Here is a 24,641-nt window from a genome sequence, read left to right on the forward strand (position 1 = left end):
CATTCTGGCGACAACGCCTCCACGCCAGTTCCAGGTAATACGTGAACATCGTCATGCCGTTTTCTTACCTAGCCGAATCACACCGAGCGCGTCGCCACCACCGGCGGCACGTTCGAGGCGCGCAAGGCAGGGCCGAGCACGGCGAGCTGACCGATCAGCCACAGTGCCACCGCACCGACGGGCAGATAAAACCAGGGCAGACGAGGCAATTCGTAGTGCTGCATCAGAAACAGATTGATGCCCCAGGCCAACATCATGCCGATAGCGATGCCAATGGTCGCCAACACGAAATTCTCGGTCTGGAAATAACGCAGAATGTTGCTGCGCGTGGCGCCGAGGGCGCGTCGCACACCGATGGTGCGACGCCGCTGCGCCACCCAGAAACTGGCCAGGCCGACGATGCCCAGCGCGGTCACCGTCAGCAGTGCAATGATCACGCCCAGCAGCGTGCCAGCCATGGCGCGGTCATTGCGAAAGAAATCCGAACGGATCTCGTCGAGCGTCCTCTTTTTCAGGATGATGCGGTGCGGATCGAGCTTGCGCAGCGTTGTCGCCGCCGCAGCCAGCACTCGCTGGCGATCCCGTGGATCCGTACGCAAGACATACCGACTCGCATTGTCGGTATTCATGCGTAACGGAAACACCATCGACCATTGCGCCGCATCGTCGCCGAGAAACAGCGAGGGACGGATCAGCGACTTGACCACGCCGATCACACGCACGCCGATGTCGGCGAAGTAGAGCCGCTTGCCCAGCGCGGACTCCCCCGGCCACAGCCGTTCAGCCAGCTCGCTGGTGATGATGACCGATGGAGTCCGGTTCCGCACCAGATCGACGTTGCGCATCACGGCGTCGTAGTCCATGTACTCATCGGGACGAAAGTCACGTCCCGCCACCAACTGCGCGCCGAAGGTCTTGATCAGGTCCTGACCGAAGTACTGCGTGGCATTGAGCGTGGGCAGTTTCTGCTTCGGATCCAGGCGGATGCTGGAGTTGGACGAGCTGTTGGTGAACGGCACCTGGCTGACCAGCGCGACCTGCTTCACACCGGGAATGCGGCGCAGAGCTGCGAGATCCGCCTCGGTCCGTGCCTTGGCATCCGGCTGCTTGCCGATGTTGGCCACTTGCAACATAACCAGCTGATGTTCGGCCACCCCGCTGGGCATCTTCATGCGTTCCATGCGCTGGCTGATCAGGAACACGGCATTGCAGATAATGGCGCAAGTCAGGGCGATCTCCGCCACCAGCAGGAAGGCGGTGATCTTGTGGCGACGAAGAGTCGAAAGAATCGGTCCGAATTCCATAATCAATTGCTCTTCAACTGCAGGGCGGGAGTGATCAGACAGGCGCGCCAGGCCGGCAACAAACCGGCCACCAGCGTCGCACCGATGGCAAACAGGAAAGTCGCCAGGAACATTGGCAAGTCCAAGTGCGCGAGCGCGGCATAGTCCGAGGGCTGCATGCGCACGATCCAGAGGCCAAGCAGAGCCAGCAACAGACCACCGACACCACCGACAAGACCCACTGTGCCGGCTTCGACCAGTAATTGCGCGAACACCGAGCGCCGGGAGGCGCCCAGCGCGCGACGCACGCCCAGCTCGGAGGCGCGTCGCAGGAACTTGGCCAGCATCAGGCCGACCGTGTTGACCAGACACACAATCAGGAAACCCATGGCCAACCAGAATTGCAGGTGCACATCCGACGGCACGACATGGTTGTAGTCCAGCCATTGCATCAGGTTGCGCAGATGCACGTTCGGGTCGCGCTGGTAGATACCCAGCGATTTCTGCTGGCGCGAATAGTTGACCAGGAACTGTCGGTAGGCAGCAGCCTTCGCCGGCGTATCCAATTGCACCCAGAATTGAAGCCAGGTGCATTGCGCAGTCTTCTGATCGACATTCGTGTCGTTGCCCCAGCAATCTCGCGAACCGTTGAACGGCAGCTTCATGTCGATCCCCGTGAGCAGCGGCAGGTACACGCCCTCGCTCTCGGAATAGTCGCCGGTCATCAGGTCATAGAAGTGCGGCGTCGGCCGCCAGCTGTCGATCACGCCGACGACGCGGAAATCCTTGCCGCCCATGCGCAAGATCTTGCCGGTGCTATCCGCACCGCCGAACAGCTTTTCGTTAATCCTTCGCGAAAGTACGACCTTGCGGGCATCGTTCCCGTCGTCGGCCTTGCTCCAGACATGGCCGTACAAGAACGGCACGTCGAACATGGCGAAGAAATCGCGGGTCGTGAGGCGCGCGTCCTCGAAGAAGGGTGCGATCGCCGGGTCGGGCGGCTCGATGGCCACCGCCCCGCCCGCCATCAGCGCCTGCCGATCCGCCCGACCGGCCTTGAGCAGGTTCATGCCGTCCATCCAGCTGACCTGCTCCGGCGGCTCCTCCCCCGGACGAAAGTTGGTCATGTCGCGTGGATCCAGCTGCGGGTAATAGAGCTTGGCGCTCTTGCCCGGCAACGGATCGCCGGACAGCACGTGCAAAACGGTCAGCGTGGTCATCGACGCACCGATGCCGAGCGCGATAGCCAGAATCATCAGCGCCGTGAGCATTCTGTTGCGCCTGAGGCTGCGCAAGGCCAGATCGAAATAATAGGCAAACATCACCGTGCACCAGTAGGGTCAGCGCATGCCAACCGGGGATACAGAGCGGGAGGAGCATCAATGTGTGCCGCATCCTTTTCACTGCCGCATGCACAAGCCGCCCACGCACTCTCGTTGGCGGCCCGAGACGGGATCACGGTGACACGCAAACAGGGCACATCGACAGCACGAAGCTGTAAACCGCTGGATCGAAAAGTCAATTTGTACATAGTTGATACCTCCTGCGTTACACCGTGCGCGTAGCCACAACCGGCGGCACCGCCGCGGCGCGCAAAGCCGGAGCCAGTACCGCACACTGGCCGAGCAGCCACAGCGCCAACGCACCGAGCGGCAAATAGCCAAACGGTAGGCGAGGCAACGCGTAGTGCTGCATCAGCAAAAGGCTCAGGCCGTACGCCATCGCCATGCCCAGAACGATTCCGAAGCCGACAATGAGGAAATTCTCGATCTGGAAATAGCGGAGGATGTCACCCCGCGTCGCCCCCAGAGCACGGCGCACGCCGATTTGCCGCCGACGCTGGCCAACCCAGAAACTGGCCAAACCGACGATGCCCAGTCCGGTTACCAGCAGCAGTGCAATGATCACGCTGAGAAGCATGTCCGACATCGCACTGTCATGGGCAAAGAAGGCGCTTCGAGCATCGTCGTAGGTGCGCTTTTCCAGCACCACGCGGCCCGGATCCAGTTCCTTCAACTTGGCCAGACCCGCTTTCAACACCGCCCGCCTGGCTCCTGGCGCACAGCGGATCAAATAGCTACCGCCTTCAGCGAAGGTCAAACGCATCGGCCAGAGAATGCTGTTCTCGATGCCGTTGTAGAACTGGTTCGGTCGCGCCAGATCCGCCACCACGCCGATGACCCGGAACGGAATGTCGCCGCCAAGATAGAAAGTCTTGCCCAACGCTTCCTCTCCGGGCCAAAGTCGCTCGGCAAGCCCCTTCGTGATGATCACGGTCTGCGGGAATCCCTGCGCCGAACCGTTGTTCAATGAGGCCAGAGCTGTATCGAGGTCAACATATTCCTCGGGTTGAAAATTACGACCGGCCAGGAGATGAAGCCCCATCGTGGACACCACGTTCTGACCGAAGTATTGCGCCACGGTGAGTGTCGACGTTTGCTGACCGGGCTTGAGCTTCAGATCGCCATTCGATGCATCACCTTCCGTGAACGGCAATTGATTGACGACCGCAACCTGTTGCACACCCGGAATCCGTTGCAGTGCCGCCACATCGGCCTGCGTCTGCGACTTCGCATCGGAACCGTCTCCAACGGAACCGAGCCTGATCTGGACCAGTTCGTGCTCGGCCATGCCGCTCGGCAGCTGCATGCGATGCAAACGTTGACTGATCAGAAATACAGCGTTGCAGACGATGGCGCACGTCAACGCGATTTGAAGAATCAACAGCAATGCGGTCACTTTGTGGCGCCGCAACGATGCGAGGATTGGCAGGATATCCATATCAGTTTCCCTTCAGCTGAAGCGCGGGAGTGACCCGGCAAGCTCGCGAAGCAGGCAAGACACCTGCCAGCAAGCTCGCACCGATGGCCAGAACGAACGTGACCAGCAGCATCGTCGGATCCAGATGAGCCAACGCCGCATAACCATCCGGCTGCCGACGCACCAGCCACAACCCGAAAAAGGTCAGCAGCAAGCCGCCAAAACCACCGGCCAGACCCAGCACCCCCGATTCCATCAACAATTGCGCGAATAAAGCCCGCCGCGAAGCACCCAACGCGCGTCGCACGCCAAGCTCGCCTGCGCGTCGCATGAATTTCGCCAACATCAAGCCCACCGTGTTGACCAGGCATACCAGGAGAAAACCAAACGAAAGCCAGGTCTGCAGGCGCACATCACCGGGCACGACCATGTTGTAGTCGAGCCATTGCATGACATTGCGCAGCCGCACGTTTGGCGGTCTTTCGAACCGCCCCAGCGCCTTCTGTTGTTCGGAGTAATGGACCAAGAACGACTTGTATGCCGCCACCTTGGCCGGACTATTCAACTGGACCCAGAACTGCAGCCACACGCAGGTCGATGTGTGGCTCGGATGCAAACCGCCACCAGCATTTCCCCAGCAGCTCATGCCTCCCATGTGATCGAAATTCAGGTCCTGCGATGTCGACAGGGGTACGAACACGCCCTCATGCTCGTTGTAGCTCCCGCGAGTGAGGTCGTAAAAATGCGGATTGGGCCGCCAATCCCTGAGCACTCCGACGATTCGCATCGAGCGTCCGGACAAACGCAAGGTCTGGCCCGTGCTGTCTCGCCCCCCGAACAGCTTGTTGTTGAGCTCTGCGCTAATCACAACCACGCGAGCATGCGATTCGTCATCGGACGCGCTCCAGGGATGACCGTAACGAAAAGGAACCCCGAACATGGGAAAAAAACCAGAAGTGGTGTAACGCGCATCCGAATAGAAAGCATCGAGCGTCGCATTCTCTGGTTGCACGGCTACCCTGCCCCCCGTCATCAGGGCCTGGCGATCAGCACGCCCGGCATGCAACAGGTTCATGCCATCGATCCAGGTCACCTGTCGCATGGGCTGTGTCTCGCCGGGTTGGTAACCCTGCATGGGTCGTGGATCGAGCTGCGGGTAGTACAGATGCGCGCTGCGTCCCGGCACTGGATCGCCGGACAGCACATGCAACACGGTCAATGTGGTCATGCTGGCGCCGACGCCGACAGCAATAGCCAATATCATGAGCACCGTGAGCGCCTTGTTGCGCTTGAGACTGCGCAGAGCCAGATCCAAGTAGTATCCGAACATTATCTTTCTCCGCTGTCCTTAGCGCGCGATTTTTCGCTACGCGTGAAGTTAATCCACATAATCATCTCTCGTGGCTATCTGGCCGCGTTGAAAGTCACGCAAGACCTGTACATGCGCCTGATTCGGTGAGGTGCGCCATTCTTCGCCGTTGGTCACCGCGCCGACATTCGCGGCCGTGTCCCCTATTCGGCAGGCGGCCTTTCTTTCCGCCCATGAAGCCATTTGGCTCGTGATTGCGTGCATCATTCTTCTCCTTGCATCCATTCGGCTCGGCATGCTCTACACCGATCGCGTCGCCACGACCGGCGGCACACGCGAAGCGTGCAGCGCGGGCCCTAGCGCGGCCAGTTGTCCGATCAGCCATAGCGTCAGTGCGCCAACTGGCAGGTAATGCCACGGCAGGCGCGGCAGTTCGTAGTGCTTCATCAAGTAAAGGTTCACACCCCAGGAGAGCACCATACCCAGCGCGATCCCAAGTGAGACGATCAGAAAATTCTCCGTCTGGAAATAACGCAGGATGTTCGCCCTGGTGGCACCAATGGCCCGGCGGATGCCGATTTGCCGACGTCGTTGCCGAACCCAGAAACTGCTTAGCCCGACGATGCCGAATGCCGTAACGGTGAGCATGACCAGACACACCAGAACCAGAACCCACGCCATTGAGCGCGTAGCAGTGAAGGCCTGATCGCGGATCTGCGCGAAGGTCTGCCCCTTGATCACCATGTTGGGCGCCAGCGTGTGCAGCTTCGCCTCGGCGGCATGCAGCACGCGCTGACGATTTTGCGGCGCGCTGCGCACCACGTATTGCGTGAACGCCGGATCCGGAGCCAGGGGGAAAAAGACGGCATAGTGCGCGGAACCCCGTCCGATCGAACTGCTACCGGGACGGGCAACATCGGCGGTAACGCCGATAACGGCGTAGTGCTTCTCGCTTCCGACCCAGAGTTGCTGCCCCAGCGCATGCCCCGAGGGCCACAGCCGTTGCGCGAGCGACTGCGTGATGATCACGACATGTCCGTTCGGCATCATGCCGCCCCGCAGCGTGCTGTCGGCATATTCGCCAGGGCCGAAAAAGCGTCCTTTGAGCAACCTCAGGCCGAGCACGCGCGGACCACCCTCACCCAGCATGTAGCGGGACGCGCCGGGATGCACTTGGCTGTCCGGTCCCGTGGAGACACCGTCGACGCCCGCGCTCTGACCGAATGGTATGGACGTCATGACCGCGGCGCCGGTGACTCCGGGAATCCCGCGCAGCGCGGCCAGATTGCGAGGAATATCGGCACGAGCCGTATCCGGATTGCTGCCGTTCACGCTGATCACCACCAGGTGGCTTTCAGCGATGGCATTGGACATGCCCAGTTCGGCGACACGCTGGCCGATGATGAACACGGCGTTGCAGAACACCGCACACGCCAGGGCAATTTCGAGCACGATCAGTGCAACCGGTGTCCTGTGCTTATGCAGACTGGCGAAGATCGGAGCGATGTCCATAAACGCGCCTCTCATATCGATTTCAACTGCGGAGCCGGCACCACCACGCAGGCACGCCATGCAGGAAGCAGTCCAGCGATGAGGCTGGCGACCAGGGCGACCGCGAACGTTGCGGCGAACATGGATGGGTCGAGGTGCGCCAGGTGCGCATAGGATGCGGGCTGATGCCGGATCGCCAGCAGCCCAAGCTCGGCGAAGACGAGCCCCAGCACGCCCCCGGTAATGCCGACGATGGCCGATTCGACCATGTACTGCGCGAAGATCATGCGACGCATGGCCCCCATGGCACGGCGCACACCGATTTCGCGCGAACGCCATAGACACTTCGCCAGCAGCAGCCCCACGGTGTTGACGATGCAGATCAGCAAGAATCCGAAAGCCAGGTTGGTCTGCAGACGCAGATCACTGGGCACCACCTGCTCGCGATCGAGGAAGCCCGTCAGGCTGTAGAGCCAAACTCTGGGTTGGTGCAGCCGGCCCAGAGCCATCTGCTGCTGTACGTAATGCTTGAGGAACTGTTTGTAGGCGCGGGCATCGGCGGCATGCTCGAACTCCACCCACAGATTGACCCAGGCGCACGGCGACGTTTCCATGTGCGCCGTGTTGGCCGGTCCCCAGCAGCTGTAGTTGGTGGGCAACATATGGTTGGCACGGGCCGACTGCAAAGGCAGGTACACGGCATCACCGTCGCCATAGGTGTCGCCGAAATTCAATGCGTAGAAGCGCGGCTGTGGAGCCCAGGGTTTCAGCACACCGATGATGCGGTACTCGTGATCGTTGACACGCAACATCTTGCCTACGCTGTCCCGACCTGCGAACAACCTGTTATTGAGCGCGCTGGAGATCACCACGACGCGAGCCCGATTCTCGCCGTCCTGCGCACTCCAGCCGCCACCGTATGCGAACGGCACGTCGAACATGGCGAAGAAGTCTGGCGTGGTCAGGACTCCTCCACCGAAAAAGGGATAAGTCCCCGGCTTCGTCGGTGCGATCCTGGCCTTGGTCAGGGTCGTCACGGCTTGCCGCTTGGCCTTTCGCGCATGCAGAAGGCTCATCGCATCCGTGTACGACATCATGTCGCCCCACCATCGGGGCATCTGCTCGACAGCGCCCTCGCTGTCGGCAGCCCACGGATTGATGACAGGCGTGAACAGACGCGCGCTGCGCGTCGGGAGTGGATCTCCCGAGAGCAGCTTCAGCACGGTCAGCGTCGTGATCGAAGCACCGATACCCAGCCCGAGGGTCAGCACCATCAGCACGGTAAGCACTCTGTTGCGCCTGAAGCTGCGGACCGCCAGTTGGAGATAGTAGAAGAACATCGTTTCCCTTGGGTCCGAGCCATCACACGGTGCGCGTAGCGACCACAGGCGGCACGCGGGAGGCGCGCATCGCCGGTGCCAGCACCGCGGCCTGTCCCAGCAACAACAACACGATCACGCCACCGGCGACCCACAGCCAGGAAATGCGCTGCATCTCGAAGGCCTGCATCAGCCACTGGTTCATGCCCATCGCCAACAGCACGCCCATCACCACGCCGGTGACGCCGATCAACAGGTTCTCGGTCAGGAAATAGCTGAGAATGTCGTGCCGCGTCGCGCCCAGCGCGCGCCGCACACCGATCTGCTTGCGGCGCTGGCCGACCCAGAAACTGGTCAGACCGACAATGCCGGCAGCCGTGATGCCCAGCAGCACGAGGCAGATCACGCCCATCAAGATGGCCATGCCACGGTCCCGCTTGTAGACATCCTGGCGCATCTGCGTGAACGTCATGACGCCATGATCATCGGCGATCACGCGCATGCGGTCGGATGCCAGCAAGGCCGCTGGCGCAGCGCGTTCGATCTTCCCGAGTTGACCGTCCTTCACACGCACGACGAAGTTGGCGCCGCCCATCATCAACTGTCTCGGGACCAGCGTGGATTGACCTTCCCAGTTCGAGGCCCAGCCACCGACCCAGGGTACCTGCAGCCGCGCCACCACGCCGACGATGATGCTGGGCTTATCGCCCAGATACACGCTCTTCCCGACCGCCTGGCCACCCGGGAACAGCTTGTCTGCCAACGCCTTGGTCACAATGACCTGGGGAGGCTGAAGCGTGTCGTGCGGCATGTGAGGGGCCACTTCGCTAGCATGGAAATTGCGCCCGGCGACCAGCTTCAGACCCAGGGTGTTCAGCGTGTGGTTATCGGCAAAATAGATTGCCGTCATCGTTCGCTCGCCCTTGCTGCCCGGCTTCAGGCTCATGCCCGTGGACCAGCCGCCGTTGCTCAGCGGGGTCGTATTGGTGGCGTAGGCGTCGACCACACCCGGAAGGCGACGCAAGGTATCCAGATCCGCCTTCATCAGCGGACCGATATCCTTGTCGTCGGTGCCGACCCACTGGTTCTGGATGCGGATCAGATGCGCTTCGTCGACACCGCTGCTGCGGGACAACTGGGTGACGCGCTGCTGGATGATGAACAGCGCATTGCAGACGATGGCCAGGGTGAGCGCGATCTGCACTGCGATCAGGATCGTGCCGGCCTTGTGATGACGCAGCGCGGAGAGAATGGGCTTGATTTGCATGGTCGTATCTCCCCGCTCAATTGGACTTCAGTTGCCAGGCGGGCTGCACACGGGCGGCACGCCAGGTCGGATAGAAAGCGGCAATCACGGTGGCGAACACGGCTACCAGAAGCGTCAGTGCGACCAGCGTCACGTCCACCCGCGCCAATCGCGCGATGTCCGGATCGAACACCATGCCGATCCCGAGCACGCCTCCCGCCGTGAGCAACAGACCGAGCACGCCGCCGGCCACGCCGACCATGGCCGCCTCGGCGAGGAACTGGCGATAGACTTCGCCGCGTGAAGCACCCAGCGCCCGCCGCACGCCAATCTCCGGTGCACGGCGCATGAACTTGGCCAGCAGCAGACCGATGGTGTTGACCAGGCACACCACCAGGAATCCCAGTGCGACGAACAGAGACACCTGCGATTCCTGCGGCACCACATGCTGGTCCGCGAGCCACTCCGTCACGTTGTGAAGGCGCACATTGGGCGGCCAGTCGAACCGGCCTGCCTGTTGCTGCTGTGCGGCATAGGCATGCAGGTAGTTCTTGTAGCGCGCTGCTGCGGCGGCATCGGGGAGTTCGACCCAGTACGACAGCCACACGCACTCCGAGTACAGCCAGCCTTTCCAGCCCGGCGAAACATTCCCGTTGCAATTGTTGTTGCCCCACGTCGGAATCTGAAGGTCAACCGCGCGCGTGAAGGGAATCCATATCTCGGGCGGATCGGGTGCGAATCCGCCTGTGTTGTTCACGTCGAAGAAACGCGGCTGGGGATTCCATGTCCGTGTGACGCCGGCAATACGGTAGCGATGCCCTTCGATATCGATGCTTCGGCCCACACTGTTGCCCCCGCCGAAGAGGCGCTGATTGACCTTCTCGCTGATCACCGCGACTGGCGCATGCTGCGTATCGTCGGACGCCGGCCAGGCACCACCGTACTGAAATGGCACCTCGAACATCGGGAAGAAATCGGCGTAGGTCGCGTATCCCGTCACATTGAACGGCTTGGCCTTCGGATTGGCGGGAATCACAGACAGCCCCACCGGGTACGACACCGTCTGCCTCGTGGCCTTGCCCGTCTTCATCAGCGCCATGGCATCGGTGTAGTCCATGGCATCGGGGGGATCATCGCTGGTCCGCCCGTTCGCATGTCCCCAATTGTCGATCTGCGGCTTGAACAACTTTGCAGACTTGTCGGGAATCGGATTTCCCGACACCGCGCGGAACACCGCATAAGTGGTCATCGACGCCGCGACGCCGAAACCGATCGCCAACACCATCAGCAGGGTCAGCATCGGGTTGCGGCGCAGACTGCGCACTCCGAGTCTCAGGTAGTAGGCAAGCATCGAAGAGCTCCGGCAAAGATGAAGATCGACAACAAGGGACGGGTGATCAGCCGTGCGAGGAAGCGGCCTGTTCTGCCTGGAACCGCGGCTCTTCTGCGATATCCACTTCCTGGCCATCGATGATGTGCACGTTGCGCTGGGCGCGTGCCGCCAGTTCCGGATCATGGGTCACCATGACGATGGTCGCGCCCTCGCGATGGATATCCTCGAGCAGTTCCATGACGCCGCGCGCCATCTGCGTGTCGAGGTTGCCGGTCGGTTCATCGGCCAGCAGCAAGCGCGGGCTGCCTGCCAGGGCGCGGGCGATGGCGACACGCTGCTGCTGACCGCCGGACAGTTCGGCCGGATAGTGCTTCAGGCGCGAGGCCAGACCCACGCGTTCCAGCGCATCCATGATGCGCTGCTTGCGCTCGGCCGCCTTCATGCCGCGATAGCGCAGCGGCACTTCCACGTTGTCGAACACGTTGAGATCGGGAATCAGGTTGAACGCCTGGAAGATGAAGCCGATCTTCTCGTTGCGGATCTTCGAGCGCGCATTGTCATTGAGGCCGCTGACATCGACGCCGTCGAGCATGTACTCACCGCCGGTGAACGTCTCCAGCAGACCGGCGATGGTCAGGAAGGTGGTCTTGCCGGAACCGGACGGGCCGGTGACGGCGACGAACTCGCCTTCCTTCACGTCGATGTTGAAATCGCGAAGCGCGTAGGTCTCCACGACTTCGGTGCGATAGACCTTGGACAGGTGGGTCATCTTCAGCATGGTGGACTTCCTTGGTTGGAATGAATGAATCGTTTTCGTGCGTGGAAAAGAACGCCGCCCGTTCAGGTGGCACGGATGACTCAGAGGTATTCCGTCACGATGTTGCGCAGAACGGGTGGATACAGGCACATGTTCCTTAAAAACTCTTCGCCGAATCCGGAACGGAGCGCATGACGATCAATCGCTGATCGCCACGCGCGCGGCGCCGTTGAAGTTGTCGGTGCCCGAGATCACCACCTTGTCGCCGACCTTCAGGCCCTGCAGGATCTCGACTTTGTCGATGGAGCTGGCGCCGACGCGGATCGGCGTCTTCACCGCGATGCCGTCGTGCACCACATAGGCGTAGCGACCGCCGGATTCGTCAACGAAGGAACCGCGCGCTACCGTCAGCACGTTGTCGCGCTTGTCCAGCACGATGCGCACCGACAGACGCTGGTTCTGACGCAGGTGCTCGGGCTTGGCGCCCTCGAAACGTACCCGCGCAGCCACCTCGCCATTGACGACCTCCGGTGAGATGGCGCTTACCTGACCGTTCCAGGCGTTTCCGTTGCCGCTGATGCGCGCCGGCATGCCGACACCGAGATCCCGAGCGAAGCTCTCTGGCACCTTCACCTCGACCTCGAGTGCCGACAGATCGATCACGCTGAGCAATTTGGCATCCTTGGCCACAGTGGCGCGCGGTGCCACGAACAGCTGGCCGATCTGGCCGTTCACCGGCGAACGCACATTGAGTTCTCCGACCCGACGTTCGAGATCCTGGACCAGCAATGCCTGTCGGTCGTGCGCGAGTTTCTTGGCCTTGACGTCGAAACCAAGACTGTCGCGATTGAGGCTGAGATCGCTCTGCGCATGCTTGAGCTTGATCTGCGCCTTCTCTAACGAATCCTTGGCATGATCAACGTCCGAGCGCGTGAACGCTCCGTTCTTGAACGCCTCTTGATAACGCTTGAAATCGCGATCAGCGCTCTGCACATCGATCCGCGCCGTCTCCACATTCTGCTCGAGCTGGCCACGCTGCTTGCGCGCATCGATCTTGGCGCGCTCGTAATCGACTTCCATGGCATCCAGATTCGATTTCTCCTGTGCCAGCTTGTTCTTCAGCTCGGGGCTGTCGATCGTCGCCAGCACCTGACCGCGCTTGACCGTGTCACCGGCGTGCACCTTCAACGCAACCATGCCCGGTGAGTTGGCGTACAGCGTCGGGCGGACAGCAGCGACCACGCGACCGTCGGCGGCAATGTCGTTGACGAACGCACCCCGCTGCACGGTGGCGAACGACAACCGTGACGCGCTGACCGAGCTCGAGGCCGAAAGCATGTGCTTCAGGCTCGGCACCAGCAGTCCGATCACCACGATCACTGCGACCCCGATTCCGATCAGAACCAGGCGACGACGTTTGGGATGGACCTCGATCAATTGGTCCTGCGCGGATGTATCTCGAATCATGTAGCAATCCTCTGCACTTGAATAGCGCGTCCGGAAATATATTTAGCAAGCCCCGTGCCAACCCAAGAAAGCACACATAACCACATGTTTTTCATGGCGAAAAGTGCAGACCCCTTTGTCAAAAAGAGTGTCCGCGGACAGTGACCGGACACTACGAGCGAGCAGTCCCTCCATTACGGATGACCACTGCGACCCTTTTCCCATCTGGCGCATCATGTAAGACGTGAACCCGAACTCGACATTCCGGCAGGACCTTCCCGACACCCTCATCGACCGTTTCCGTGCGGGAGACCTGGATGCGTTCGAGCAGATCTATCGCCGATTCGAACGCCCTGCCTTCACCCTCGCGTTGCGCCTGACCGGGCAACGCGAGAGCGCACAGGAAGTACTGCAGGACGCCATGCTCAAGGCCTTCGAGCGAGTCGGACAGTTCCGCGGCGATGCGCCTTTCTGGGGCTGGCTGCGGCGGCTGGTCATCAACGAAGCACTGATGCTGCTGCGCAAACGCGGCCGTTTCGAGGACGCACCCTTCGAGGAAGATGCCTTCGCCGATCATGCGCCCGCTCCCTGGATACACGCCGACGCGCCGACGCTCGAACGCGCCCTGGCCGAACTGCCGGACACCGCGCGCGCCGTTCTGTGGCTCTACCACGTCGAGGGTTACACCCATGTCGAGATCGCCGAACAATTCGGCCGTACGGTGAGCTTTTCCAAGTCGCAGGTGGCGCGCGGCACGCAACGCCTGCGTGAACTTCTGCAACCCGAACCGGGCTATTCGCCCTGCCTGATCAACGCCGCGGGCAACGCATCATGAACATGTTCCCTCCCCACAACCAGCACGACGCCGGGCCGGACCGCCTCCGCGAAGCGCTGTCGCAATTGCCCGAGCATGCCCCCGACAGCGAGACCTGGTCGCGCATCCATGCACGCGCCGTCTCGCGCCGACGCAGTCGCCGGCGGTTGCGCCGCATTCTTCCGCTGGCTGCAGCCGCCAGCCTGCTGCTCGCACTGGGCATGCCCGTTCTGCACGACGCGACATCGCCTGACCGCGCCCCCCTGCAAACGCAGACACACGTATCCACACCGATGCAAAACCCGGCAACGGCGCACACCGCCATGCCGACCGTAGCCACCCTGCAGCATCGCTCCATGCGCATGGAGCAATGGCTGAGCGAACTGCGCACCCACGGCGCACCGCTGCAAGGAATCGCTCTGGCACGTGCAGTGGATCTGCAGGACCGCATCGGCCTGGTCGATCTGCAACTTTCCGCACCCGGCGACACGCCCGCACGCAAGGCGCTGTGGCAGCAGCGCGTGAACCTGCTCCAGGACCTGGCGATGCTGCGCGTCAGCCAGTCGCCGGTCTCCGATCAACGCGCCATGGCCGAAAGCCGCAGCGCAGCCATTCAACTGTGACCCCGAGGAGACACCTCATGTACCGACGCATTCTCTGTATTACTGCGTTGCTGCTGGCCGCTTTCGCGGTCCAGGCCGCACCGCCGCCCTCGACACCCAGTCCCGCCGAACAGGCCAAGCTGCAGAAGGAATTCCAGCATCTGCAGAAGCGCATGGAAGAACTGGGTGAGCGCATGGGCAAGCTCGCTGTGCGCATGCACGCCGACGACCCCAAGGTCTACGCCTATCGCTTCATGGCCGATCCGGACCGCGGCATGCTCGGCCTGGTCATGATGCCGACCGACAAGGGCCTGAAGGTCGCCGCGATCACGCCCGGCTCGTCCGCCGAGAAAGCCGGCATCAAGGCCGGCGACCTGATCGTCGCCGTCGATGGCAAATCCGCTGTGGCAAACAACGGCCCCGGCTCCCACGCCTCCCGTCTCGAACTGCTGCAGAACCTCAAGGTCGGGCAGAAAGTGAAGCTGAAGCTCGACCACGACGGCAGCCAGCGCACCGTCCACGTTACTGCGCAGCGTCATGACAGCCCGGACTGGCAACGTGCGCTAGCGATGCACGACATCCACTGGCACGACAAGGGGCCGGGCGATGTCGACGTCGAACGCATCGTCATCCGCGCCCACGACAAGCTTGGCAAGCTGCGCAGCAAGAAGATGCTGTTCTTCGGCACCCCCTTCTGGGGCCTCAATCTGACCTCGCTGAACAAGGATCTCGGTCGCTACTTCGGCACCGAGAAAGGCGCACTGGTGCTGTCCACCGATGCCGAGCGCTATCCGGGCCTGAAAGCCGGTGACGTCATCACGCGTGTCGACGGCAGTGCGATCGACGATCCCGAGGACGTGACCCGCGCCGTGCACGAACACAAGGGCGAAGGTCCGCTCAAGCTGGCACTGCGTCGGCATGGGCGCACTCTCAACATTACGATGAAAGCGCCTTCGATCGACGCCATCCTGCCGCCGTTGCCGCCACCTCCGCCTGTTCCGCCACCGGCGCCGCCCGTTCCGCCGCCCCCGCCGCCGGCTTCGGTGCCTCCCGCTCCGCCTGCGCCGCCGGCGCCGCCCACACCGCCGTCGAGCTGACCTACAGCAACGTATGCGAATCACCGAACGAGGCCGCCTGCGCGGCCTCGTTCGCTTTCATGGCGCGACGCGACACGATCCGGGCTTGCCCAGGTGCCACTGCCGCGCCCGCTGTTCGGCGCACACCCGCCCCAGCCTCGACACGGGCGCGTCGATCATGCTCAACCACGATTGGCCAGCCCAGATATGTAACCGGAAGCGCACCACCGCGACGCGCCCGTGCCCACCACCTCGCAATCCCCGCATCCATGCCACGCGTGTCGCGCACATCGTCGTCGCGACGGACGACTCGTTCGATCGTGCACTCCCGTGCAGCAAAGCGTCCCAGGCGCAGTAGTCACTGTCTGGAAGCAGCACGATGCGCATCCAGCTCCGCCCGGATGCCTGTCGGCATTCGAGCCACTCGCATGGGCCGTTCTGATCCACGTGCGCATACCCGTCAACCGCAACCGTCGACGACATCGCGGCCAACCAGGGATGCGCAGCCCAGAGCCGTCGTGACGCACACGCAGCCCCCGGCGGCACAGCATCGACGACATGACACAGCACCGCGCCCAGCGACGGCAAGGCTGCCAGCACATCCGCGCACGCATCTGCAGATGCATACTGTGTGCGGACCGCGGCCGGCACGACCGACACGGCCGAACGCCATGTGTCCGCCAGCATGCAGCGTCCGACATCCGCTGCGGAAAAGTCTTCGTCAAAAACAGGCATGCTCCCTCCGGCGCAACATGTGCATCGCTGGCTGGCGGGGCATGGGGAGCGTGCCTGGCTGGCGCGGAAACGCGCACACGCCGGTCTGGCCGGCGCGTGCATTCGGACTATTTCGTCAGGATCAGCTTGTCATTGCGCGTCACGCGCAAGTGATATTCGCTGCCTTGATGCTCGATGACCAACTCGCGCGCGCCGTCGAGCAGGCGGCGGCTGGCCACGCGCTGCACGACCGGCGACGAGGCGAGTCGTGTCGCACGCGGCGAAACGGATGTGTTGGAAGGCTTGTGCAGCGACACCGAAATTCTCCGTTGGGCATTCGCTACAAATAGTAATGATTCTCATTTGATAGTCAAGCCATCCGCCCTCGACTCAGCTCAGGATGTCGTCCACGCGCTGCATGACCGAGGCATCGATCCGCTCGACCTGCGCCAGCGCCTTGAGATTCTCCTCCAGCTGGGCGGGCTTGCTGGCACCCAGCATCACCGTCGACACATGCGGATTCTTCAGACACCAGGCCAGCGCGAACTGCGCCGGAGCGATGCCCAGCTCCTCGGCGAGATCGGCCACGGCGTTGGCCTTGCGCAGACGATCCGGGTCCTCCATCACGGCCTCGCGCAGCCACTCGTAGCCGGGAAGATTCAGGCGCGAATCGTCGGGAACGCCGTCGCGGTACTTGCCGGTCAGCAGGCCCGAAGCCAGCGGCGACCAGATCGTGGTGCCCATGCCGAAGTCGTCGTACAGCGGCGCGTATTCCTTCTCCACGCGTTCGCGATGCAGGAGGTTGTACTGTGGCTGCTCCATGCTCGGCCCATGCAGATGATGCGCACGGGCGATCTCGTGCGCTTCGCGGATACGCTCGGCCGGCCACTCGGACGTACCCCAGTACAGCACCTTGCCCTGGCGGATCAGCGTGTCCATGGCGAACACGGTCTCCTCGACAGGCGTGTCTTCATCCGGGCGATGGCAGAAATACAGGTCCAGGTAATCGACCTTGAGCCGCTTCAGGGCCTGATCGCAGGCTTCGCGCACATGCTTGCGCGACAGGCCGCGCTGCGTCGGTGCCGGGTCCTCGACCGCGCCGAAATAGACCTTGCTCGACACGCAGTAACTGTCACGCGGCCAGTCCAGGTCCTTCAGCGCCTTGCCCATGACGCGCTCGGCATCGCCGGCGGCATAGGTTTCGGCGTTGTCGAAGAAGTTGACGCCGTAGTCGCGCGCCATCGCCAGCAGCTCGACGGCCTGCTTGCGCCCCACCTGGCGGCCGAAGGTGACCCAGGCGCCGTAGGAAAGCGCGGAGAGTTTCAGACCGGTGCGGCCAAGACGACGATATTCCATGGTGATGTCTCCCGATGTGGAACCGCCGGCCAGTATGCATGCGCCGCACGGAACCTGCGGTGAAGCACGCGCTTGCGCACAGCCACGCGCCTGCCGTACCCTTGCGCCGCTCCATCGGGGAGTAGCCGACCGGCGACGAAATGCGCCGGAGCACGCGTCAACACACTTGATCGACCGATCATGGCGCGCGCGACGCGGACCACGTCCGCCTCCGGCAAGACCGCTGGTTCTCACGCAACGACCCGACCGGGGCGCGGCGTGCGAATCATCGCGTCCACATCGTCCCCGGTCCCAAGGAGTCTCCGTGCAAACCTTCCTGATCGCCGCCGCCACCGTCGCATTGGCCGAAGTCGGCGACAAGACGCAGCTGCTGTCGTTGATCCTCGCCGCGCGTTACCGCAAGCCGTGGCCGATCTGCATCGGCATTCTGCTCGCCACCCTCGTCAATCACGCCCTCGCCGGATTCGTCGGGGAACTGCTCGCACGCTGGCTGACCCCGCAGGTGCTGCACTGGGTCGTGGTCGTCTCGCTGCTGGCCATGGCCGTGTGGATCCTGATCCCGGACCGCATGGAAGAGGAAGACGCGCAGGACAAGCCGCGCCATGGCGTCATGGTGGCCACCGTCATCGCCTTCTTTCTCGCCGAGATGGGCGACAAGACGCAGATCGCCACCGTGGTGCTGGCCGCGCAGTACCACCCGCTGTGGCAGGTCGTGGCCGGCACCACCGTCGGCATGCTGCTGGCCAATGTGCCGGTGGTGTGGCTGGGATCGCGCTTTGCCCATCGTCTTCCGCTGCGCGCCACGCGACTGGCCTCGGCCGTGCTGTTCGCGGCGCTGGCCGTCTGGACCCTGCTCAGCGGTCCGAGGATGTAAGCGCCGGGAACAACCGGTTCAGGCAAGGAAATGCAGCGCGACGGCGAGGATCACGGCCGCGAACACGCCGGCCACCACGTCGTCCAGCATCACGCCGATGCCACCCTTCACGCGCGCGTCGAGCCAACGGATCGGCCACGGTTTGAGCACGTCGAAGAAGCGGAACAGCGCGAAGCCGGCCACGATCGCCCACCACGGTGCGGCCAGCGCCGGCAGCAGCGCGATCCACTGGCCGATCACTTCGTCCCACACCAGGGCGCGGTGGTCGGACACGCCAATGCGCCGCCCGCTCTCGCCGCACGCCCAGAGGCCAATGGCGAAGCCGACGATCAGCACCAGGCCCCAGGCCGGCGCGGCGAGGTCGCGCATGAACCACCACGGCAGGATCGCCAGCGCCGAACCGACCGTGCCCTGCGCCACCGGCGCCAGGCCGGCACCGAAGAACAGGGCCAGCCAGCCAGCCGGATGCGTGAGCAGCGCCGCGCGCTGCGTCGGGGTCAGGGAAGTGCGTGCGTTCATGAGCGGAAATGATCCCATCCGGACGCGGAGACAGCCACCGACCGACCGGCTGCGTCACGCACGGCGAGGCCGTCCTCGGCAACGATGCGTCCGATGCGGGCCACGCCGCACCCCTGGCGCGAGAGATCGGCGATCAGATCAGCGGCGCGCTCCGGCGGTGCGGTGAAGCACAATTCATAGTCGTCGCCGCCGCGCAATGCGAAATCGCGCGCATCGTCGGCGAACAAGGTCAGCAAAGCCGACGACAGCGGCAAGGCATCGGCGTCCAGCACCGCGCCGACGCCGCTGGCCCGGCACACGTGACCGAGATCGGCCAGCAACCCATCGGACACGTCGATGCAGGCACTCGCGACACCGCGCAGCAACTGCCCGGCCGCCACCCGAGGCGTCGGCCGGTTGAGACGCCCGATCAACGCCTTGCGACTGTCGACCGAGGCAGTCAGCAGGCGATCTGCATCCGCGCGCTCACGGTCCAGGCACGCCAGACCCGCCGCCGCATCGCCGAGCGTGCCGGTGACGAAGATTGCATCACCTGCCTTGGCGCCATCGCGACGCAAGGCCTGCGCCTCGGGCACGAAACCGTGCACAGTGACGCTGACCGCCAGCGGGCCGCGCGTCGTGTCGCCACCGACCAGCGCCAGCCGATGCGGTTCGGCCAGGGCCGTGAACCCGTCAAGAAAGCCCTCGACGAAACGCCGGTCCGCCCCAGGAAGGGTCAGCGAAAGCAGCGCCCAGGACGGTGTCGCGCCCATCGCCGCCAGGTCGGAAAGATTGACCGCCAGCGCCTTCCAGCCGATGTCCGCCGGCGACGTGCCGACCGGAAAATGCACGCCCTCGAGCAGCGTGTCGACGGCGACGGCCAACGCGTGGCCGGCCGGGGGACGCAGCAAGGCAGCATCGTCGCCGATGCCCAGCAAGACGTCCTCGCGCCGCACCGAAGCCCGCGCGCGGATCAGCTCGATCAGGTCGAATTCCATGACGCCCGCGCGGGACGCGCCTCAGGCGCCGCCCTGCTTCTCCAGCTGACGCCATTCCTTCGCCAGCTTGTCGAGCACGCCATTGACGTAGGTGTGCCCATGGTCGGCGCCGAAGCGCTTGGTCACTTCGACCGCTTCGTTGATGACCACGCGGTACGGCACGTCGGGGCGGAACTTGAACTCGTAGGCCGCCAATCGCAGCGCGGCGCGCTCGATCGGGTCGACCTGGTCCACCGGGCGGTCCAGATGCGGCGTGATGCCGGCGTCGAGTTCGTCCAGATGCGAGACCACGCCCTTGAGCAGATCCTCGAAATACTCCAGATCCGCCACTTCCATGTCCTGCTCGTGGCGGAACTGGGCGATCACTTTGTCGATGCCCGCATCATCATTCATCTGCCAGGCGTAGAGCGCCTGCAGCGCACGACGGCGGGAACGGGAACGGGCGGCCGGGTCGATTCCGTCGGGACGCATGGCAGTCACAGCTTCGCGTACAAGTTGACCATCTCCAGCGCCGCCAGCGCGGCGTCGGCCCCCTTGTTTCCGGCCTTGGTGCCGGAGCGCTCGATGGCCTGCTCGATGGTGTCGGTGGTCAGCACGCCGAAGGCGACCGGCACGCCGCTGTCGCGCGACGCCGCAGCCAGGCCCTTCGCAGCTTCGCCAGCCACGTAGTCGAAATGCGGCGTCGAACCACGGATCACCGCGCCCAGCGCGATCACGGCAGCGTAGTCACCGGACGCGGCCAGTCGCTGCGCGACCAGCGGAATTTCCCACGCGCCGGGCACGCGCACCAGGTCGATGGCGTCCTCGGACACACCGTGACGTACCAGCGCGTCGCGCGCGCCGCTGACCAGGGCTTCGACGACGAAACCGTTGAAGCGACCGGCGACCAGGACAAAACGGCCTTTCGGCGTGGCGAAATCGCCTTCGATGATCTTCATGTGTCTCTCAAGCTCCAGAACGTGGGACTGGCCCGCGTGGGGCCGCCCATTGTACGGATTCAGGACGCCGACTGCGCGACAGGCTCGGCGGCGGCCACATAGGGGTAGCCGGAGAACGCCAGTTCGGCCCGACCGCCCTCGCGGATGCGAAGACGCGAACGGCTGCCGACCGGCAGCGTCAGCTTGTCGCGGCGATGTCCGAACGGCAGCCCGCTGATGACCGGCACATGGGTGATGCTGCGCAGATGGTTGACCACCGCGCGCAGATCGTAGGCCGGATCGTATTCGTCGCCGCGATAGCCGGAGAATTCGCCCAGCACGACGGCGCGCTGACTGTCGAGCACGCCACTCAGCTTCAGCTGATAGAGCAGTCGCTCGATGCGGTAGACCGGCTCGAACACGTCCTCGATGAACAGGATGCCGTTGTCGACCTCGGGCATGTAGGGCGTACCCAGCAGACTGCACACCACCGCCAGGTTGCCGCCCCACAGCATGCCGTGCACATCGATGCCCGCGTCGGCGTGGGTGTCCCAGTGCACTTTCCGCGACGGCGCGCGCACCGTGTTCCAGAAGTGCTCCAGCGTGAAACCGCTCGTCGACTGGCCGCCGAAGTCGTAGGCGAGCATCGGGCCGGCGAAACTGACCACGTCCGAACGCGCATTCAACGCCAGGCTGATCGCCGTGAAATCGCTGTGCCCGACCAGCGCGCAGAGACTGCCGGCCAGACGCGCGCGCAGCGCATCGTAGTCCAGGTGCGGCAGGATGCGATGCGCGCCGTAACCGCCGCGCACGGCCATGACGATGTCCGGCAGCGGTACGCCCGGATCGCCCAGACGATTGATCTCCTCCGCGCGCACGCTGTCGGTACCGGCGAAGCGCAGATAGCGGCGCAACCCGGACTCCGCGCCCAGTACGCGATGGCCGGCGCGCTGCAGGCGCTCGACGCCGCGCTGCACGGCCTGGGGGTCGGCAAACCCGGAGGGGGCAACCAGCTGGATGGTCAGGGACGAAGTCATCTTGCGTTCGAGGTGGGAGCGGGAAGCGCTGGCGCAAAGGCTAGCAGCTTGCGGCGCGCCGCGCGCTTTTCCACGCGCGCGGCGCTACCGCGTTCACACATGCTCGACCACTTCCAGCCCGAAGCCGCCCAGTCCCACCAGCTTGCGCGGTGTGCCCAGCACGCGCAGGCGATGCACGCCCAGGTCCGCAAGGATCTGCGCCCCCAGGCCCAGCTGACGCCATTCCTGCTGCTGCGCGTCGTCATCGTCCTCGCGCGGCGGCGTGCGGCCTTCCAGGCGCGCCATCAGCGCATCGGCGGTATCCGCCCCGGACAGCACCAGCAGCACGCCGCGGTCTTCCTCGGCGATGCGACGCAGCGCCGCCGTCACCGTCAGTCCCAGATCGTCGCGCTTCAGATGCAGCACATCGGACAGCGTGTTGCGCATGTGCACACGGGTCAGCACCGGCGCGTCGTCGTCGACCGTTCCGCGCAGCAGGGCGAAATGCAGACGGTGATCGAGCAAATCGCGATAGGCCACCAGGCGGAACGTCCCGGCCTCGGTCTCCACCTCGGACTCGTGCACACGCTCGACCGTCTTCTCGGTCTCCATGCGGTAGCTGATGAGGTCGGCGATGGTGCCGATCTTCAACCCGTGCTTTTTCGCGAAGGCTTCCAGTTCGGGCCGGCGCGCCATGGAGCCGTCTTCGTGCAGCACCTCGACCAGCACGCCGGCCGGCTCCAGCCCGGCCAGACCGGCCAGATCGGCCGCCGCCTCGGTGTGCCCGGCGCGGCGCAGGACGCCGCCCGGCTGCGCGGTCAGCGGGAAGATGTGCCCCGGCTGGGTCAGATCCTCCGGATGCGCGTCGGCCTTCACCGCCGCCTGCACCGTGCGCGCGCGGTCGTAGGCGGAGATACCCGTGGTCACGCCCTCGGCTGCCTCGATGGAGACGGTGAAGTTGGTGTGGTACGGCGAGGTGTTGTCGCTGACCATGGGCTTCAGGCCCAACTGGCGGCAACGCTGCTCGGTCAACGCCAGACAGACCAGTCCGCGCGCCTCGCGCACCATGAAGTTGATGTCCTCGGGCCGGACCATGGACGCGGCCATGATGAGGTCGCCTTCGTTCTCGCGATCCTCGTCATCGAGAATCACGACCATGCGGCCGGCGCGGATGTCTTCGAGCAGTTCGGGGATGGTGTTGAATGCCATGTTGTTCGTTCCACCTTGAGAGGAACCGGCCGAAAGCAGCGGCCGGAATCCCATGTTGAGTCGCGACGGAAAAGACGCCGGTTCGACAGCTCTGGCCGCCCGCGCCCTGCCCGTCTCGGTACAGTTCAGTCGGCGTCAGGCGAAGCCGTGCCGGCGCAGGAATTCGGCGTCGATGCCGCCGCTCTCGCCCGTGCCGAGCAGACGCTCGACATAACGCGCGACCACATCCACCTCCAGGTTCACGGCATCGCCGCTGCGGCGATGCGCGAAGGTGGTGTGCTCGACCGTGTGCGGAATCAGGTTCACGCCGAAACGCGTGCCCTCGACTTCGTTCACGGTCAGGCTGGTGCCATCGATGGTGATCGAGCCCTTGTGCGCGATATAGCGCGCGAGGTCGGCCGGCACCTCGAAGGTCCAGCGTTGCGAGCGTGCGTCGCGGGTCACCGAAACGACCCGGCCGACACCGTCGACATGGCCGGACACCAGGTGCCCGCCCAGCCGGTCTGCCAGGCGCAGGGCTTTTTCCAGATTGACCGCATCGCCGTCCTTGAGTCCGCCGAGCGTAGTCAGCGACAACGACTCGTTGGACACATCGGCCGCGAATCCGCCGTCGTCCAGCGCCACCGCCGTCAGGCAGCAGCCGGCCACGGCAATCGAATCGCCGAGCTGCACGTCGGAAAGATCGAGATCGCCCGTGGCGATGGACAGACGCACGTCGCCGCCGCGCCGTTCGATGCCGCGAACGCGGCCCACGGACTGGATGATGCCAGTGAACATGTCAGCGCCCTCCCTTGCGGAAGGCACGCATGGAACTTGCGTGATGGAATTTCATGAAACGTTTCCCGTCGGTATGGATGGACGAAAAACGCCTCAAGGCACGAGGCTGCGCGCCCCATGAAGGGACACGTGGCCGTCTTCTTTCATCCGGACTGTAACCGTCGGCTCCGGACTTGGACCGGATCTGCTGACCTCACGAAACCTCGTGAGCGCTCGCGGGCTCGTGCCGTGGCACCTACCGCCGGTGGGGACTTCCACCCCGCCCTGAAGACGTTGTTTGAATGCCGGCAAGCCGACTTGCGCAGGATACCACCACCTGCGCCGCGGTGGCACGGAACGCCGCATGCGACCACAGGGCACGCACATGGCGCATCTAAACCATGTGCCTTGTGATGGCGCGGACAAGCGACCGTTTCCGACCCATTGCGGACGGTCACGTATGGTGCGGTGTCGCAAAAATTGTCCCTGACACCATTTTTGCTTCGTTTTTGCTTCGGAAACGGCGGAGGGTGGAGGACCAGGCCCGCAGGGTGGCGCACAGGGATGTGCGCCAGTTCGTCGTCAGGTCAGGAGGGCCTGTCGGCGCCCCGGAACCCGGAGCGGGCCTGGAAGCCCGAAGGGCCGGAAGGCGCAGACGTTGGGGCGCCATTCTTTGGTTTCCCTCTTGGGCGAACAAGCAATGAATCCGGCCGGTGCAGGAGAAATGGTGTCAGGGACAGTTTTACTACACTGCGAAGCTCACTTCATCGAAGACGCCGGCCACATGCTGCTGGGCAGCGAGGAAGTGAGCGCGCAGATGATGGAAAGAATCGCTTCGCTTGCCGACTAGCTCGCAAGCAATGGGGC

General features: G+C 63.8%; 25 protein-coding genes and 2 riboswitches. Of the genes, 5 read left to right on the forward strand and 20 right to left on the reverse strand.

What is annotated here, in order from left to right:
* Positions 1-77: 77 nt before the first annotated feature.
* The 10 genes from HF690_RS04255 to HF690_RS04300 all read right to left on the reverse strand — a co-directional run bounded on the left by HF690_RS04255 (position 78) and on the right by HF690_RS04300 (position 12,965).
* Entirely contained in the window at positions 78-1,304 is a 1,227-nt protein-coding gene (locus HF690_RS04255) for an ABC transporter permease (RefSeq protein ID WP_168608578.1), read from the reverse strand.
* A gap of 2 nt (positions 1,305-1,306) precedes the next feature.
* Positions 1,307-2,605, reverse strand: a complete 1,299-nt coding sequence (locus HF690_RS04260; RefSeq protein WP_168608579.1) for an ABC transporter permease — start codon at positions 2,603-2,605, stop codon at positions 1,307-1,309.
* A gap of 226 nt (positions 2,606-2,831) precedes the next feature.
* On the reverse strand, positions 2,832-4,064 hold the full coding sequence (locus tag HF690_RS04265) for an ABC transporter permease (protein ID WP_168608580.1): 1,233 nt from the start codon (positions 4,062-4,064) through the stop codon (positions 2,832-2,834).
* A 1-nt stretch (position 4,065) separates the two neighbouring features.
* Positions 4,066-5,373, reverse strand: coding sequence for an ABC transporter permease (locus HF690_RS04270; RefSeq protein ID WP_168608581.1), 1,308 nt, complete (start codon positions 5,371-5,373; stop codon positions 4,066-4,068).
* 279 nt (positions 5,374-5,652) lie between these two features.
* On the reverse strand, positions 5,653-6,924 hold the full coding sequence (locus tag HF690_RS04275; RefSeq protein ID WP_240151584.1) for an ABC transporter permease: 1,272 nt from the start codon (positions 6,922-6,924) through the stop codon (positions 5,653-5,655).
* Positions 6,876-8,132, reverse strand: a complete 1,257-nt coding sequence (locus tag HF690_RS04280) for an ABC transporter permease (protein WP_338042872.1) — start codon at positions 8,130-8,132, stop codon at positions 6,876-6,878. Before HF690_RS04280 ends, HF690_RS04275 begins: the two co-directional genes overlap by 49 nt.
* A 73-nt stretch (positions 8,133-8,205) precedes the next feature.
* On the reverse strand, positions 8,206-9,429 hold the full coding sequence (locus HF690_RS04285; protein WP_168608584.1) for an ABC transporter permease: 1,224 nt from the start codon (positions 9,427-9,429) through the stop codon (positions 8,206-8,208).
* A gap of 16 nt (positions 9,430-9,445) precedes the next feature.
* Positions 9,446-10,759 carry an ABC transporter permease gene (locus HF690_RS04290; protein ID WP_168608585.1) on the reverse strand — a complete coding sequence of 438 codons (1,314 nt, stop codon included), beginning with the start codon at positions 10,757-10,759 and terminating at the stop codon, positions 9,446-9,448.
* A 46-nt stretch (positions 10,760-10,805) separates the two neighbouring features.
* On the reverse strand, positions 10,806-11,519 hold the full coding sequence (locus HF690_RS04295) for an ABC transporter ATP-binding protein (RefSeq protein ID WP_113064458.1): 714 nt from the start codon (positions 11,517-11,519) through the stop codon (positions 10,806-10,808).
* A 177-nt stretch (positions 11,520-11,696) separates the two neighbouring features.
* A complete protein-coding gene (locus HF690_RS04300; RefSeq protein ID WP_113064457.1) occupies positions 11,697-12,965 on the reverse strand; it encodes an efflux RND transporter periplasmic adaptor subunit in 1,269 nt (422 codons plus the stop codon).
* Between the two features lie 223 nt (positions 12,966-13,188).
* Here HF690_RS04300 and HF690_RS04305 point away from each other — a divergent pair, with 223 nt between their 5' ends.
* The 3 genes from HF690_RS04305 to HF690_RS04315 are packed head-to-tail and all read left to right on the forward strand — an operon-like array spanning position 13,189 to position 15,457.
* The gene (locus tag HF690_RS04305; protein ID WP_168608586.1) at positions 13,189-13,779 is read left to right on the forward strand and encodes a sigma-70 family RNA polymerase sigma factor; all 591 of its coding nucleotides are present in this window, start codon (positions 13,189-13,191) and stop codon (positions 13,777-13,779) included.
* Positions 13,780-13,781: 2 nt separating this feature from the next.
* Complete coding sequence (locus HF690_RS04310) at positions 13,782-14,381, forward strand: hypothetical protein (protein ID WP_168184685.1); 600 nt, start codon at positions 13,782-13,784, stop codon at positions 14,379-14,381.
* 17 nt (positions 14,382-14,398) lie between these two features.
* Positions 14,399-15,457 carry a PDZ domain-containing protein gene (locus HF690_RS04315; protein WP_168608587.1) on the forward strand — a complete coding sequence of 353 codons (1,059 nt, stop codon included), beginning with the start codon at positions 14,399-14,401 and terminating at the stop codon, positions 15,455-15,457.
* A 57-nt stretch (positions 15,458-15,514) separates the two neighbouring features.
* On the opposite strand, the gene HF690_RS04320 is transcribed toward HF690_RS04315, so the two are convergent.
* The 3 genes from HF690_RS04320 to HF690_RS04330 form a co-directional block, all read right to left on the reverse strand.
* The gene (locus tag HF690_RS04320) at positions 15,515-16,171 is read right to left on the reverse strand and encodes a hypothetical protein (protein ID WP_168608588.1); all 657 of its coding nucleotides are present in this window, start codon (positions 16,169-16,171) and stop codon (positions 15,515-15,517) included.
* 107 nt (positions 16,172-16,278) lie between these two features.
* Entirely contained in the window at positions 16,279-16,467 is a 189-nt protein-coding gene (hemP, locus tag HF690_RS04325; RefSeq protein ID WP_240601747.1) for a hemin uptake protein HemP, read from the reverse strand.
* Between the two features lie 73 nt (positions 16,468-16,540).
* Positions 16,541-17,506: a potassium channel beta subunit family protein gene (locus tag HF690_RS04330; protein WP_168608589.1), complete on the reverse strand. Its 966-nt coding sequence runs from the start codon at positions 17,504-17,506 to the stop codon at positions 16,541-16,543.
* A 99-nt stretch (positions 17,507-17,605) separates the two neighbouring features.
* A riboswitch (yybP-ykoY riboswitch) is annotated at positions 17,606-17,719 on the forward strand.
* 91 nt (positions 17,720-17,810) lie between these two features.
* On the opposite strand from HF690_RS04330, the gene HF690_RS15060 reads away from it, so the two are divergent.
* Positions 17,811-18,380, forward strand: coding sequence for a TMEM165/GDT1 family protein (locus HF690_RS15060; protein WP_113064451.1), 570 nt, complete (start codon positions 17,811-17,813; stop codon positions 18,378-18,380).
* Positions 18,381-18,398: 18 nt separating this feature from the next.
* Here the strand turns inward: HF690_RS15060 and HF690_RS04340 are convergent, their stop codons facing one another.
* From HF690_RS04340 to HF690_RS04370, 7 genes are all read right to left on the reverse strand, one after another.
* Positions 18,399-18,899, reverse strand: a complete 501-nt coding sequence (locus HF690_RS04340) for a phosphatidylglycerophosphatase A family protein (RefSeq protein ID WP_168608590.1) — start codon at positions 18,897-18,899, stop codon at positions 18,399-18,401.
* Positions 18,896-19,876 carry a thiamine-phosphate kinase gene (gene thiL / locus HF690_RS04345; protein ID WP_168608591.1) on the reverse strand — a complete coding sequence of 327 codons (981 nt, stop codon included), beginning with the start codon at positions 19,874-19,876 and terminating at the stop codon, positions 18,896-18,898. Before thiL ends, HF690_RS04340 begins: the two co-directional genes overlap by 4 nt.
* 21 nt (positions 19,877-19,897) lie before the next feature.
* On the reverse strand, positions 19,898-20,347 hold the full coding sequence (gene nusB, locus HF690_RS04350) for a transcription antitermination factor NusB (RefSeq protein ID WP_113064448.1): 450 nt from the start codon (positions 20,345-20,347) through the stop codon (positions 19,898-19,900).
* 5 nt (positions 20,348-20,352) lie between these two features.
* Positions 20,353-20,814, reverse strand: a complete 462-nt coding sequence (gene ribH / locus HF690_RS04355; protein WP_113064447.1) for a 6,7-dimethyl-8-ribityllumazine synthase — start codon at positions 20,812-20,814, stop codon at positions 20,353-20,355.
* A gap of 59 nt (positions 20,815-20,873) precedes the next feature.
* On the reverse strand, positions 20,874-21,830 hold the full coding sequence (ldcA, locus tag HF690_RS04360) for a muramoyltetrapeptide carboxypeptidase (RefSeq protein WP_113064446.1): 957 nt from the start codon (positions 21,828-21,830) through the stop codon (positions 20,874-20,876).
* 93 nt (positions 21,831-21,923) lie between these two features.
* Positions 21,924-23,018: a 3,4-dihydroxy-2-butanone-4-phosphate synthase gene (ribB, locus tag HF690_RS04365; RefSeq protein WP_113064445.1), complete on the reverse strand. Its 1,095-nt coding sequence runs from the start codon at positions 23,016-23,018 to the stop codon at positions 21,924-21,926.
* A gap of 135 nt (positions 23,019-23,153) precedes the next feature.
* Positions 23,154-23,795 carry a riboflavin synthase gene (locus tag HF690_RS04370; protein ID WP_168608592.1) on the reverse strand — a complete coding sequence of 214 codons (642 nt, stop codon included), beginning with the start codon at positions 23,793-23,795 and terminating at the stop codon, positions 23,154-23,156.
* Positions 23,796-23,926: 131 nt separating this feature from the next.
* Positions 23,927-24,071: riboswitch (FMN riboswitch) on the reverse strand.
* 403 nt (positions 24,072-24,474) lie between these two features.
* Here HF690_RS04370 and HF690_RS04375 point away from each other — a divergent pair.
* A complete protein-coding gene (locus tag HF690_RS04375) occupies positions 24,475-24,624 on the forward strand; it encodes a hypothetical protein (protein WP_168608593.1) in 150 nt (49 codons plus the stop codon).
* Positions 24,625-24,641: the final 17 nt, after the last annotated feature.

This window comes from Oleiagrimonas citrea (assembly GCF_012395255.1).
GTDB classification, from domain to species: domain Bacteria; phylum Pseudomonadota; class Gammaproteobacteria; order Xanthomonadales; family Rhodanobacteraceae; genus Oleiagrimonas; species Oleiagrimonas citrea.